Raw genomic sequence first — 13993 nt, 5'->3', positions numbered from 1 at the left:
CATCATTTTGTTTATTGCTTATTCCTCTCACATCCCTTTATTAGTATACATACCTGAAATGTAGCCACTTGAACATAATTTGGAATTCTGGTACACAGTGAAGAGACAATATCCCATTCCTTTATGATTTCCGTTTTCTTTTACTGGGAGCGCGTGAATAAATATATCGTCACTTCTTTGAACAATTCGTCTATATTTTTTATATTCTTCAATGACATAAAACTCGGAGTCTAAACCTAAAAATCTAAAAATACTCACCATAGAGGCTTGTTTACTTAATTCAGACAATAGAATGGCCTCAATGTGTTCCTGATTGATATGGTCTAACTTTATTTCAGTTGTGCTTGCAACATCACCTGAGAACAAACCGATTTTTGTTTTTAACGGCAGCTCAATTTCTGAGATCATCACGTTTTTTTCAGATGTTTTATGAACCAGCTTTTTATCAACAATCCTTTTTGTTCCCGAGAAACCGCTTAAATTGATTTTCTCAAAACAATGAAGCATATACTCTTTATCAGGAGGCGTGGTTATGGACTGTAGAGAATGTTCTAAATTATTTTCTAGAAAGCCTTGCGTTATAGAATCTTGAGCTATCAAACAATTAGCAAACATATAGCGGTATGCTGCCAGGCATTCTTGATCGGGTACGACTAGTACGTTTTCCTCTTTTCTCCTCGATTTATCAAAGGTTAGAGTGTAACGTACCTCCTTGACCGCTTCTACTGGCATAAACACCCTCCTTTCTGTAGCAATTATTGCAATTGTAGTTGGTGGTTATTGTTAATGTTTTGCTTGATAATATGATTAGCTGTCGTTTTTCCTGATTTCATTACGCCGTAAACTCCATGTGCATTACGCGTCCAATGTCCTGCTAAATACAAGCCTTGTACAGGTGTTCTAGGTCCTATATCAGAGGTCCATCGTTGATCAGCCGACTTCATCCATCCATAAATTGACCCATTATGATTAGAAGTATATCTTTCAATTGTTCTTGGAGTAGCGAACTCTTGTATAACTAATCGTTTTCTAATGCCAGGCAGTTTATTTTCTAATAAATCCAAAAACTTCTCATGTACAAATGACTTTCCCTTTTCTTCTCGAACTCGTTCCACAACAGCTGCATCGCACATGGCCATAAATGAAAGCACGGAATACCCTTCAGGTGCTAAGCCAGAATCGAGTGTAGATGGACAACATACAGATATACCAGGATCAGTCTCATTATTGAGCGGATCAAACAAATATTTTTGTTCACTATCAAGTTCATTGTCTGGTAATATGAATTGCTCATGCGGAAAATCGATTAATGCACCATCATTCTGAATAGCAGCATAAAGGATGACAGCAGAATAAGAAGGAACCATCCGATTTATTCGTTTGTTGTAAGATGGCGGTAAATATTCCTCACCTAAAAGCTTAAACAATGTTGTTTTTAGGTCTGCATTTGAAATAATAATGGAAGAGTTGTATTGATTCCCCTTATGATCGATTACTCCTTGCACTTTACCCTCGCTGCAAATAATTTTTTCTACTCTGCGTTTAATTCTTACAACCCCATTTTGGGATTGGATATAATCTTTTAAAACATCTGCCAGCTTTTGAGAGCTGCCGCGGGTATAATAAGCCCCGCCATGATAAGACGCCATTGTACTCATCATATATAAAACCGATAATTGTTTGGTCGGAACTCCAATATAAGGATGTAAAGAACCCAGTACCATTGATGCATGAGGGTGAGAGAACCGATTATTTAGATACTCCGCAAAAGATACATTTTTTAATTCAAGCACTCTTTGCGTAATTTGCTCATCATCTTCATAATCTCCTCTTAGAATCGCTCCGCCTAACTGTATAATCTCTTCCATTGTTTCCCTGATAGCTTGTTTGTCCTCAGGAAACCAATTTTCCATATTACTCGATAATTGATATAAATTCGCAGGTATTTCATATTGGGATTGTCCTAACGATATATGACACATAGGCTTAGATTCGATAAATCCAATTTGATCCAGCAAGCCCAATTTCTCATAAATGGAATAGATTTCTCCACCTTGTTCACAACCGCCTATAAGATGAACTGCAGCGTCAAAGAGAAACTTACCTCTTCTAAATGTACTTGCACAGCCCCCCACAATATAATGCTGTTCAAGTACTAATACCTTAGCTCCATCTTGAGCTAGTAGCGCAGCTGCCGTTAGTCCAGCTAAACCGGATCCAATTATGATCGCATCATATGTCTCGTTTAATTTGCCTTCCATTCATATTCATCCCATCTATTCATAATATTTAGACAATACTACGGAGACATTTGATCCAGTTAATGAGGAACTATTAATTAATACATGATTCAAGTCTTCAAGCAGTTTTTCAGCTTTATCTAAAGGATGCAGCTCGTTATGCTCCAAATGGTTTAACTTGGGTGGCAATGTTTGATGTTGCAACGCGAGTAAAGCTGTGATGAATTGAAACCCGTCAGCCGCCCCTTGCGATTCACCTACTAAATACTTGGCCGTTGCAATATATGGCATATATTCATTACTTAAATAACATGATTCAATTGCTTTTTTCTCCATATTGTCGATATCATTTATTCCATTTGCCGTTGCAAGAATGGCTTGAATGTCGTTCAACTGTAATTGAGCATTATGAACAGCCATTTCCATTGCCCGCTTGAGACCTTGTCCTTTTTTATCGACTCTCGCATACTTTTTACCGTCAAATGTTTTCCCATATCCTTTGATTTCACCATAGATATGTGCTTTTCGATTTTTAGCATTCGATAATTTTTCCAATACAAAGGCAACTGTGCCTTCGCTCAATGTCATCACATTAGATTGGGGGTCTTTAGATGATTGATCAGCCAGCACATTTAAACATTCATAACCTTCCAACACCGTTGGAACAATCGTATCTGTGCCAATGACTGCAATAATGTCTGCATCATCATTTTTTAAATGTTCATAGGCTGTGCATAGAGCAGCTGCCGTAGAGGCATGTCCGTCTACGACAGTCGTATTCAATCCAATTGCATTGGTTTGCATTGCAGCTAAACCGCTAGCTTGATTGAATACGGTGTTAGGAAAGTGAACGGGATTCGCTCCTTCCGCTCCTTCATGAACGACAGGTTGATAAAAGTTGACACAACTTTCGACTGTTCCGTTAGCAGTTCCGACGATAATCCCGATTCGATGCGCATTTTCATCATTAATTTCAACCTTTGCATGATTAATTGCACGCTTAGCAGCCGCAACCGTTAACTGCTCGAATCGATCCATCTTACGTGCATCGCGTTTCGATATATAAGTATGGATATCAAAATCTTTTACTTTTCCAATTTTTCTAACAACGCCTTCGCTTGTACTAATCTCATGCCAATTGGGTTCACCTCGAAGCAATTTAGTCCAAAATTGATCTAAATCACCGCCAACAGAGCTAAATTGGCTCATTCCAGTGATTACAATACGTTCTTCATTTAACTCCTCTACTTCAGGATGTGTAACTTGATAGTTACCAAACAATACAGAACAATTATTACCTCCAAACGCGAAATTGTTTGATAAAGCATAATCTAAATTTTCTGAATAGTATGGTTGATTAGGTGTATAATCCAAATCGCAAACAGAATCTGGCGTAGTAAAATTCGCTGTTGGAGGGATAATCTGATGATGGATCGACAATACCGTGACAATTCCTTCTACAGCCCCAGCTGCACCTAGTAAATGACCGATCATCGATTTGGTACTGCTAACTTTAAGAGACGCAATTGCTTCCCCGAATACCCGCTTAATGGCATTCGTTTCGGCGCTATCATTTTTAGGAGTTCCTGTACCGTGACCATTAATATATTTAACCTGATCAGGGGCAATATTATTTTTATTTAGAGCATTAGAGATGGCACGACTTGCGCCTTCTCCATCAGGTTTAGGTGCGGTTGGATGATAACCATCAGCCGACAAACCAAAACCAAGCACTTCAGCGTATATTTTTGCTCCTCTTTGTACAGCACTTTCTTCACTCTCTAGAATCAGGATTCCAGCTCCTTCTCCTAAAGAAAGTCCGTTACGATCCTTGGAGTAAGGACGACATGGCTCATGATCTAGCGATTGCAATGCATGAAAACCTGCGATTCCCATATGCGCAAGAGCATCAGCACCACCTACGATCATAATTTCCGCTTTGCCTGCACGAATCAAATCACCGGCATACCCAAGGGCATTGCCTCCGGCGGCACATGCAGTAGAAAAAGTGAATACAGGTCCCCCAAGCCCCCACTCGCTAGCTAAAGATTCTGCGATACTATTAAGTCTCCACTCTTGCAATAAACGAGGATTTCCTTTATTTCCACTATCTTGGTTTCTATACCACAATTCACCGCTATTCATGCCTCCAAGACAAGTTCCAATCACGCATCCCGCATGTTCTTTAAGCCTACTTCTCTCTAATGCAGCGTCTTCCAAAGCTTCCTCCGAAGCTTTAAGAGCGAATAAAGTAGCTCGATCTAATACACGACGTTTTTTGGAATGGGTAAGCACTAAATCTTCTTTCACTTCACCCGCAATCTGAGTCATGTAACCTGTCATATCCAGTTGATCCACTGGCTTAATTCCATGCTTTCCAGCTAGTACAGACTCCCACAAATCACCAACATTACTCCCTAAAGCTGTCACAGCTCCTAAACCAGTAACGACTACTCTGCGACTCCTCTGTTTTCTCATACGATAATCAGCACCTCTTATTTCCATTTCGCGAATAGTAACGCAGTATCCTGACCTTCTAAACCACGCGCAACGGACATCACATAATTCACATTCGTTTGTCGTGGTTCATGTCTAATGAAATCTAGTGACCAGTTGTCTTCAAGTGTTTCACAGTTTAATGTAAATGGAACAACCTGTTCGCTAAGTGTTAGGACAGATGCTAAAGCATTAAATGCTCCAGCATTCGAAACCATATGTCCTGTAGTTGGTTTAACGGAACTGACCATTACTGATCTGTCTGTTCCAAATACGGATTCAATTGCTCTTACTTCAGATTCATCCCCCAATTTCGTACCGCTGCCATGTGCACAAACATAGTCGATATGTTCTGAACCAACGCTTCCATCTCTCATCGCTTTTCTCATAGCAACTTGTAAGCCCGCACCATTAGGAGATGGTTTAGCTATTGCTCCGCTGTCATATCCATTACCAAAACCGATTATTTCAGCATAAATGTTTGCGCCGCGCTTCTTTGCTTGTTCTAATTCCTCTAGTACGAGCATGGTCGATCCCTCTGCAATAAGGGTTCCATTTCTTTTTTTATCAAACGGGGCATATAGTTTACGGCAATCGTTCGCTTCACCTCTATGTAAAACACCCATTGCATCCAACTTCATATAATTCCACCATGTAATAGAGTCAGAAAATCCCCCCACTAAAGCCGCATCTGCTTCACCATGCCGTATCGATCTAAAGCCGCTTCCGATAGCTGCTGCGCTAGCATTGGATGTACCAACAAAATAAGCGTTAGGACCTTGAATATCAAAGTGAGCGGATACATAATGCAGAACGGCAGCAGGCAAAGCTCTAATTGAGAATGAAGGCGACAATTTACTCTTAGCCGCTTTTGCAAACTCTGTTAGTGTGCCTTTGGAGAGCAGAACAGACTCAACAAGCTCTTGGGGGATTGTGTCAACTTCCTTGTTTCCACCTATGTACACAGCAAAGCGTTCCTTGAGCACTTGGTTTGAATTTAAACCAGTATCTTTAAAAGCCATCGCAGCCGATGCAAAACACAGCTGTTCGCCACGTGACATTAATTCTCTATTTTTAATAGATGTTATATATTCATCAGGGCTGAAGTTATCTACTTCACCTGCAAACTTAGTCATAAACTTATCTGGATTCATCGAAGAGATTCTACGTATACCACTCTCCCCAGCTAACATTCTAGTCCATACTTTTTGCAAATTATCACCTAAAGATGAGACGGTTCCTATTCCTGTTACAACCACTCGTCTCATTCAATAGATTCCCCCTGCTTTAGACCACGCTCTTCCCAAAATGCCTTCGCATCTGCATCAGAGTTACTTAATGCGTCGTCAAAAGAAAATTGCATCTCTCCGAAAGCAGCTGCAATCTTATCATTCACCTTTACTTTCCCTCTCACGAGTACTTCCTTTTCACTCATAGACAAAACTTTTACTTCAATATACAGCTGATCACCAGGAGCTATATATTTACGCCACTTTATATTGGAAACTCTTGTTAATTTAACGCGTTTTTCAAAATCGTACGTTGCCCTTATTACCCCTTCCGCTAATCGACTCACAGCTGTCATTGTTAGAACGCCCGGCCAGATCGGTTTCAGTGGAAAGTGCGTATCTAAGAAAGAATTGGTCATGCTAATATTATGTACGGCTATTCCTTCTACCCCATTCGTCCAACTTACTACTTTATCGATTAGTCCTAGATTCATATATAATCACCTGTTGAAAAATTCTTTAACAGCTATACAAGTATGGATTCCTCCAAAAGCAAAAGCATTGCTTAGCGCTGCTCGAATCGACTTATTGTCTTCCATTGCTAACAGTGTTGTAATGAAATTAATTGCACCTGCCGCGCTTGTTAAGTTGCCTATCATGGATTTAGTAGAACCTATCGATACATGATGCGAATATTCACCTAAGACTGCTTTGATTGCATTCGTTTCACTAAAATCATTGTATGAAGCATCTGCTCCATGTACTGCAATGTAATCTATTCGTTCTGGTGTTAATCCCCCATCGTTCATAGCATTTTTCATTGCAGTAATACAGGCTTCACCGTCTGAAGGTGCATCTGTCAACCAATAAGCGTTTATTGTGGAGGAATAACCCACTATCTCTCCATATATCCTTGCACGACGTTTAATAGCAGATTCTAAGTTCTCTAATACAACAACCGCAGCTCCTTCTCCAATCACAAATCCATCTTGATCAAATCCAATTAGATCGATATAGTTAATCATGGAATCGTAGCCGCCAGTAATCATCACAGAGGCTTCGTTACATTGAATTCGTCGAAATGCCTCTCCAATAGCCTGTGCGCTAGATGCACAGGCCGTTGTTAACGAGATCATAGGCCCTTTGGCATTTATTAATTCCGCCATTAATGAGATACCAGTCGTTAGATTTCTCTTCATAACTTCATTAGGGCTTATATAGATGTTTTCTTTAACTTGTACGGATAGAAAATTTTGAAATAACTCATGAAACTGATCAAGATTGGGATAGACCACACCACACCCCATTGCTAACCCTATTTCCTCAGAATGGTGGTCACTGTCTGATAAGGCGGCATCCTGTACAGCTTCACAAAAAGCCTGTATACCAAATCTTGATGAACGATGAGTATACTTTTTCACTTTTTTCTCTATCTCTTCATCCAAACGAAAATTTTTTACTTGCGCTGCGATTTTGGTGTCATAATGACTGGTATCAAATAAATCAATTTTATTAATGCTAGACTTTCCTTCAAGGAGGTTTGCCCATGTCGCTTTCATATTATTGCCAACTGGCGTTACAGCTCCTACCCCGGTCACAACAACTCGTGTCTTCATTTATATCTCCCGCCTTAGGAGACGATAGGTCCTTCTGACATCCTCGGTTTTCTCTAATTCATCGACTGATATAAGAGAACACATCATATAACGTATCTCGGCAATACACCGTTCATCGACATATACTTTTCCAGAGAAAACAGCTGAATCCTTATCCAAGGAATCTATAAATCCATGAAGGTTTAGTACATCGCCTGGGCATGCTCTTTCATGTAGAAGTATCTCTTCGGCGCTTAGCAAGACAGCTCTTTGTTTAAACTCAGTTGTATGCATAATTAACCATGCCCCAGCTTGACACAATGCCTCTACTACTATTCCCTCAATGAGATAAGATTCAACATTGACCGGATCCAGACAAAAAGGATCGTCTCTTGTAACCAATTTAGTTGCATGAATTTCTTTTCCAGACTCAATATATGTAATCTGATCTACCATATAAAAGCGCATATTATTCACTCCAACAGTAATACAACTTGTGCAATTGCAAGATCGTCCGTGTGAGATAAAGAAATGTCCATGGAAAATACCCCTAAACTTTTGGTGAATTCTTTGGTTTGTCCGTAAATGGATACATGCGGTTTTCCAGTAATAAAGTCATTACTAACCTCAATGCTTTTTAAATGAATTCCTTTTCCTATCCCTGTTCCGATTGCCTTAACAAAAGCTTCTTTCGCTGCAAATCGAGCAGCAAAATGCTCATAGCACCTCTTTTTATTTAAAGAATAGGATTGTTCTAAAGGGGTAAATATTTCGTCGATAAAATCAGGATTTTCCACTATAACTTTCTTTATCTTTGACACGGAAACCATATCAATTCCTGTTTTAATTTGCATCTTAGCAATGTTACACTGTTAAAACTGAAAGCTGTTTCTCAATTAATGATGTTAAGTTGTCTACTGTGAATAGTGAAAGCACTCGCTCTGCCTCAAAACCTTCACGCAATTTTTCAACATCTATTTGCGGTAAGCTTTTCTTCAACTGCTCTATGCCTATTCCGGAAAGAAGTCCATCTGCCGTAGCAAATTGTTCATCCGGAATATCGCCTTGGATCATTTGCGTAATATCATCCATAGTTACCTTAACCGAAATTTGACGACTAATCCTGAATAGTACATCTAAAAGATCTAAAGATTCTGCTCCAAGATCTCCCAAAATCGTGCTGTCAGGTGAAATTTCATCTTCATCCAGACCAATTGCCTCTACCAATGCTTCTTTTACGATTTCATAAACTTGTTCTTTTTCCATTTTTGTTTCCTCCTAATTAATAATTTGTTTTTATAGTGGTTTACCAATTCCAACTAAGTTCATTAATCCGCCATCAATGACAAGATCAGCACCTGTAATATATGAAGCTTCGTCTGAAGCAAGGAAAATAGCTGCATTAGCGATTTCTGTAGGATCTGCAGCCCTCTTCTGGGCGATCTGATTCGTAATTCGTCTACCTTCCTTCAGTTGTTGCTCTACCATATCGGTAGAACAAAATCCTGGAAGAAGCGAATTTATTCTAATATTAAACCGAGCTAATTCTAAGGCCGCTGTACGAGTAAAAGCATTCATAGCAGCTTTAGATACAGCATAGTTAGACTGGCCTATATACCCGCCTGTACTCATAATCGAAGAAATGTTAACGATTGAACCTTGTCTTTGAGACATCATGGTTTCTAGCACTGCTTTTGTACAATGAAATACTCCACCAAAGTTTATATGAAAGACATCCATCATATCTTCATAATCCATATCAAAAACCAACTTATTTTTTGATATGCCTGCATTATTGACTAATACATGAATACTTCCATATTGATCTATAATTTCAGATACCATATGACTTGTTTGTTCTTTATCGCTTATATCTGCTCGAATCGCAACTGCTTCTCCGCCATTTTTCCTTATTAAGGACACTACTTCATTTGCTTGCTCGACACCGCTTCGATAGTTTACAACTACTTTTGAACCTTCATCGGCTGCTTTTAGCGCAACCGCTCTTCCAATCCCACGGGATCCGCCAGTTACCAACATCACTTTATTCTGTAATCTTAACCCCAACTTAAACACCCCCCTTCAAGAGAGTATCTAACATATATTTCTCTATAAATTTGTTCGCGGTTTTTAGTGAATCAATATGATCTACTTCTGCATTAGGGCAAATCTGCCTTACCAGTCCCTTTAAAACTCTACCTGGGCCGACTTCAACAAAATATACATTCTCTTTGGCTAGAGTTTGAATGATTTGAACCCATTTCACAGTGGAAACCGTTTGCTTTATTAACCCATCAACCACTTCGGAAGCTCGATATACTTTCTCAGCATTGACATTGTTAATTAAAGGGATTTCTAAATCATTAACCTTGAAACCAGATAATTTAATTTTTAATGGTTCTACAACCCCTTCCATCAACGGACTATGAAATGCAGCTCCTACTTGCAAACGAACCACCTTTTCAGCATTCATTTTTTGCGCTAGCACCATAGCGTATTCCACTGCATGCTGGTCTCCGGAGATTACCATTTGATTTTGACTGTTATAATTAGCCGGAACTATCACACCATAATTTTGAGATTCATTGCAGACTTCTTCGATTTGCTCTTGATTAAGTCCCACAATAGCAGCCATCGCACCGGGGCGTCGACTTTGCACTTCATGCATAAGCCTTCCCCTTTCCGCTACCACTTGCAACCCCTCTTCAAACTTAAGTCCTTTGGCAGCAGTAACTGCTGTAAACTCCCCGAGACTATGACCGGCTGCAACACTGACTTCTAAACCTTCGCGAATTAAGAGTGATTGAATGGCAAGCGAAACCGTATAAATAGCAGGTTGGGCTATATCTGTGCGGCGGAGGTCAGATTCTAATCCGGAAAAACATAGATTTGTCAAAGAATATCCCAAAATATCATTCGCTTTTTCAAAATAATTTTTTCTGATTATGACATCTTGATCGAACAAATCTAATCCCATTCCAACTCTTTGAGAACCTTGACCTGGAAACAATAAAGCTATTTTTTTTCTCACTTTTTTCACCTGCGCTTATAAACATAATCTATTAAAACTACCAATTTCCTTTAAAATCAGCTTGTTATTCTATTGATAATGTATCCAATATTAGAACCCTTACACAATGACAAAGATCAATCTAATTCATAATTAAGATCTACTAGTAGAATCATTAATATAATTAATTATCTTCGATTGACCAATACACTTTCACTCTCGGTCTTCCGTCTAACAAGCTGCTTTACGTAGGCGGCCGATGAAACGTACTGTATTTCACCCGTGCTTGTACCTGCTCTATAATGTTCCCACAGGCTGAGACACGGGAGTGCAAGATGCTTCAACCTCAATCATGTCTTTACATATTCACGTCTTTACATATATTGATATATTTGATATCGTTACTACCATCAAAGAGAAAACATCATCTGGTGGTTTCACCCAAGCAATTCCATTCGACATTTGTACCCGATAGAAGCGCTTCGAAAGGCCTCGAAATGACCAATCATCTTCAGACTAAAACCTAGAATCATTACTACATCATGTAATAAGTATCAAGTTGAACTTAAAGTTGAGTAACGAGGAGTATAAGTACGTATGGTAAAAAAAATAATCTTAGTTGTTTACAAAAAATATTTTTGGAAATCATGCCTTAAACTTTTTTTGGAAAAACAAAGCAATTATCAGATTGTATCAGAAGTTGATTTTAAAGATATGGTTAGTTCTGTTGATGAAGAAGATGCAAATCTCATCATCATAGACGAATTTATTTTCGATAATTTTGGTTTAAATGTACTGAATATATTAAAAAAGACCAATTTGCCCGTTCTTGTATTTAAATGTTCAAATTTTTTTGAAGAGAAAGATAGGTTATATCTCAACGAAGTAAATGGTTTTATAACGCCTTTTTGTACTGAAGAACAATTATTAGATGCTATTTCTGAAGTAAGCTGTAATAAAAAATGGCTTTCACCAGAGCTTTCAGCAAATATTTTGGATATTATCTCTAAAAAAAATATTAACAATTCATCTATTCATTTGACTCAAAGAGAGCTTGAGGTTTTAACATTAATGGTTCAGGGATTAAACAACACTGAAATTGCAAAAATTTTGAATAACAGTGTATACACTGTTCAAAATCATATTTCAAATTTATATTCAAAAATCGGATTAAATGAACGGCTAAAAGTAATAAATTTTGCGATACAAAACGGACTCGTGTCCCAAAAGTAACAGATTTCTATATAATATTGGGGGAATAAATAATATACTCTGGTGCGTATTCCCGAACGGGGATTCGCAAGCAATCATATTGGCTTCTCAAAGTCGCGCAAAATGAAATATGAGGAGAGTAAAGGATGGACAATTGGAATCGATCGAGGCGAGGCAATAACGGCAAATTCCAGAACGAAATCCCGGTGTTCGTGAAATATAGTGTAGGAGTCACTGTATCCATGCTTCGTGAATTCCTATCCGCTAAGACTCAGAGAAGGCCGAAGCAGCCGCTTCCTATCGTCCCCATTCAGCGTGGCACGCTAAGCGACAGAAAAGACAAGATCTTTTGGTTCGGACATTCGGCGGCCTTGCTGCAGATTGGAGGCAAAACGATTCTGCTTGATCCGATGCTTGGCAAGAACCCATCTCCGTTTCCTTTCTCCCGCAATCGCAGATTCAGCGTCAAGCTGCCAATTACAATTGAGGAACTTCCTCCGATCGATATCGTTGTTCTGTCTCACGATCACTTCGATCATCTGGATTCTTCCTCTATCCGCAAGCTTATTCCGAAAGCTGGCACTTTCCTCGTTCCGCTCGGAGTAGGCAAGCGAATCCAGAAAAGAGGAGCGTCGCCCGATACCGTCATCGAGCTGGACTGGGGAGAAGAACGAATCGTTCAGGGCATTCGCTTCACTTGCACGCCGGCGAGACATTTCTCGGGAAGAGGGCTGTTCGATCAGAATTCCACCCTATGGTGCTCGTGGGTTATCAAGACAGAGAAGAGAAGTCTCTTCTATAGCGGTGACGGGGGGTACGGTCCACACTTTAAGCGAATAGGTCGTCAGCACGGACCGTTCGAACTGGCCTTGATGGAATGCGGGCAATATATAGAATGCGGGCAATATTACAAGCGGTGGAGCGGCGTGCATATGCTTCCGGAGGAGACGGTACAAGCGCATCGTGACGTCCAGGGAGGAGTTCTGCTGCCCGTGCACTGGGGGGGCTTCACTTTGGCGCTGCATGATTGGAACGAACCTCCAAGAAGGTTATCGGCCGCCGCCGAAGAGCAGTGCATGCCCTACCATATACCTAGAATCGGCGAAGCGGTTTATCTGGATCAGATTCCGCTATCCTCACAGCATGATTATTGGTGGAGGGATCCGGGAAGTGGAACAGACTAAGGCGTCCAATAGCATTTCATATGAAATTGCTCGCTTGTGCCATTATCACGGTGGTCAGACCCATTTTCATTTCCATTCCGTCGACCTATTCGATTTTTCCAAATCGCCGTTCTATTCGCAATATCACCTAACGATGCTAATGCCTTGTTGGAAACCGACTGGAGAATCATTCATGGGAGAACTATCGCACCTAGCTTGACAATCTGTCATAAATATAAGAAAGGCCGCTCCTCTCCGGAGCAGCCTCACTTTATTTCTTCGCTTTATAAAACTCATGATACAGCTTCATAAGCGCCCGCTTCTCTATCCTTGAAACATAGCTTCTGGAGATACCTAGTTCCTTGGCAATCTCACGTTGAGTGCGTTCCTCGCCACCATGCTCGAGCCCAAAACGACCTACAACAACCTCCTTCTCACGATCATCCAATATGTCGAGGTTCCGATAAATCTTGCTTTTCTCGATCTTCAGCTGCACCTTCTCGACCACGTCGTCAGCTTCCGATCCGAGGATATCGATCAACGTAATTTCGTTGCCCTCTTTGTCCGTTCCAATCGGGTCATGCAAGGAAACGTCTTTCTTGGTCTTCTTCAATGACCGCAAGTGCATAAGTATTTCGTTCTCGATACACCGCGCTGCGAACGTTGCCAGCTTCGTGCCTTTGCCCTGCTGGAAGCTCTCGATTGCTTTGATGAGGCCGATCGTGCCGATCGAGATCAGATCCTCCAGGTCTTCCCCGGTGTTATCGAATTTCTTGACGATATGCGCAACCAGCCGAAGGTTGTGTTCGATCAGCAAATTGCGCGAATGCTGGTTCCCTTCGGCCATCAGCTGAAGATGTTTTAACTCATCTTCCTCATGAAGCGGCTGCGGAAACGCGTTATTTTTGACATAAGAGACGAGCAGCGACAGCTGCTTAATGAACAAGGCAACAGCAGCGAACAATCCCATGAACCGTGCACCCCCATGTTGGTAGGCCGGCGTGAAGCGATCCGTGTCGAAATGACTCGCCTCTCCCCGCGCGCTTTG

General features: G+C 40.4%; 14 protein-coding genes. 2 read left to right on the top strand and 12 right to left on the bottom strand.

The features are described 5' to 3' along the window. Positions 1-27 precede the first annotated feature (27 nt). Genes H8B09_RS25965 through fabD form a run of 11 tightly spaced genes read right to left on the bottom strand, consistent with a single transcriptional unit; the run spans position 28 to position 10591 of the window. Positions 28-732: a hypothetical protein gene (locus H8B09_RS25965; RefSeq protein WP_191206512.1), complete on the bottom strand. Its 705-nt coding sequence runs from the start codon at positions 730-732 to the stop codon at positions 28-30. Between the two features lie 23 nt (positions 733-755). Continuing rightward, positions 756-2261 carry a phytoene desaturase family protein gene (locus H8B09_RS25960; RefSeq protein ID WP_191206511.1) on the bottom strand — a complete coding sequence of 502 codons (1506 nt, stop codon included), beginning with the start codon at positions 2259-2261 and terminating at the stop codon, positions 756-758. 15 nt (positions 2262-2276) lie between these two features. Then, positions 2277-4718, bottom strand: a complete 2442-nt coding sequence (locus H8B09_RS25955) for a beta-ketoacyl-[acyl-carrier-protein] synthase family protein (RefSeq protein ID WP_191206510.1) — start codon at positions 4716-4718, stop codon at positions 2277-2279. A 17-nt stretch (positions 4719-4735) separates the two neighbouring features. Then, the gene (locus tag H8B09_RS25950) at positions 4736-6004 is read right to left on the bottom strand and encodes a beta-ketoacyl-[acyl-carrier-protein] synthase family protein (protein ID WP_191206509.1); all 1269 of its coding nucleotides are present in this window, start codon (positions 6002-6004) and stop codon (positions 4736-4738) included. Further along, a complete protein-coding gene (locus H8B09_RS25945) occupies positions 6001-6459 on the bottom strand; it encodes an ApeI family dehydratase (protein WP_191206508.1) in 459 nt (152 codons plus the stop codon). The genes H8B09_RS25950 and H8B09_RS25945 overlap by 4 nt, the downstream gene beginning before the upstream one ends. 6 nt (positions 6460-6465) lie before the next feature. Then, positions 6466-7581 (bottom strand): beta-ketoacyl-[acyl-carrier-protein] synthase family protein, encoded by a 1116-nt coding sequence (locus H8B09_RS25940; protein WP_191206507.1) that lies wholly within the window; start codon positions 7579-7581, stop codon positions 6466-6468. Beyond that, positions 7582-8028, bottom strand: coding sequence for a 3-hydroxyacyl-ACP dehydratase FabZ family protein (locus H8B09_RS25935; protein ID WP_224754026.1), 447 nt, complete (start codon positions 8026-8028; stop codon positions 7582-7584). A 5-nt stretch (positions 8029-8033) separates the two neighbouring features. Then, a complete protein-coding gene (gene acpS / locus H8B09_RS25930) occupies positions 8034-8414 on the bottom strand; it encodes a holo-ACP synthase (RefSeq protein WP_191206505.1) in 381 nt (126 codons plus the stop codon). Between the two features lie 10 nt (positions 8415-8424). Further along, the gene (locus H8B09_RS25925; RefSeq protein WP_191206504.1) at positions 8425-8826 is read right to left on the bottom strand and encodes an acyl carrier protein; all 402 of its coding nucleotides are present in this window, start codon (positions 8824-8826) and stop codon (positions 8425-8427) included. Positions 8827-8856: 30 nt separating this feature from the next. Further along, positions 8857-9627: an SDR family NAD(P)-dependent oxidoreductase gene (locus H8B09_RS25920; protein ID WP_191206503.1), complete on the bottom strand. Its 771-nt coding sequence runs from the start codon at positions 9625-9627 to the stop codon at positions 8857-8859. A 1-nt stretch (position 9628) separates the two neighbouring features. Next, positions 9629-10591 carry an ACP S-malonyltransferase gene (gene fabD, locus H8B09_RS25915; protein ID WP_318152773.1) on the bottom strand — a complete coding sequence of 321 codons (963 nt, stop codon included), beginning with the start codon at positions 10589-10591 and terminating at the stop codon, positions 9629-9631. 576 nt (positions 10592-11167) lie between these two features. Between fabD and H8B09_RS25910 the strand changes: the two genes are divergently transcribed. Together H8B09_RS25910 and H8B09_RS25905 are read left to right on the top strand one after the other, a co-directional pair. Then, complete coding sequence (locus H8B09_RS25910; protein WP_191206501.1) at positions 11168-11803, top strand: response regulator transcription factor; 636 nt, start codon at positions 11168-11170, stop codon at positions 11801-11803. A 125-nt stretch (positions 11804-11928) separates the two neighbouring features. Further along, positions 11929-12966 (top strand): MBL fold metallo-hydrolase, encoded by a 1038-nt coding sequence (locus H8B09_RS25905; RefSeq protein ID WP_191206500.1) that lies wholly within the window; start codon positions 11929-11931, stop codon positions 12964-12966. A 250-nt stretch (positions 12967-13216) separates the two neighbouring features. Here the strand turns inward: H8B09_RS25905 and sigK are convergent, their stop codons facing one another. Then, positions 13217-13915 carry an RNA polymerase sporulation sigma factor SigK gene (gene sigK / locus H8B09_RS25900; RefSeq protein WP_191206655.1) on the bottom strand — a complete coding sequence of 233 codons (699 nt, stop codon included), beginning with the start codon at positions 13913-13915 and terminating at the stop codon, positions 13217-13219. Positions 13916-13993 lie beyond the last annotated feature (78 nt).

Origin of the sequence: Paenibacillus terricola (genome assembly GCF_014779765.1) — a bacterium.
GTDB lineage: Bacteria > Bacillota > Bacilli > Paenibacillales > Paenibacillaceae > Paenibacillus_T > Paenibacillus_T terricola.
This window is presented reverse-complemented; position numbering and strand designations above follow the sequence as displayed.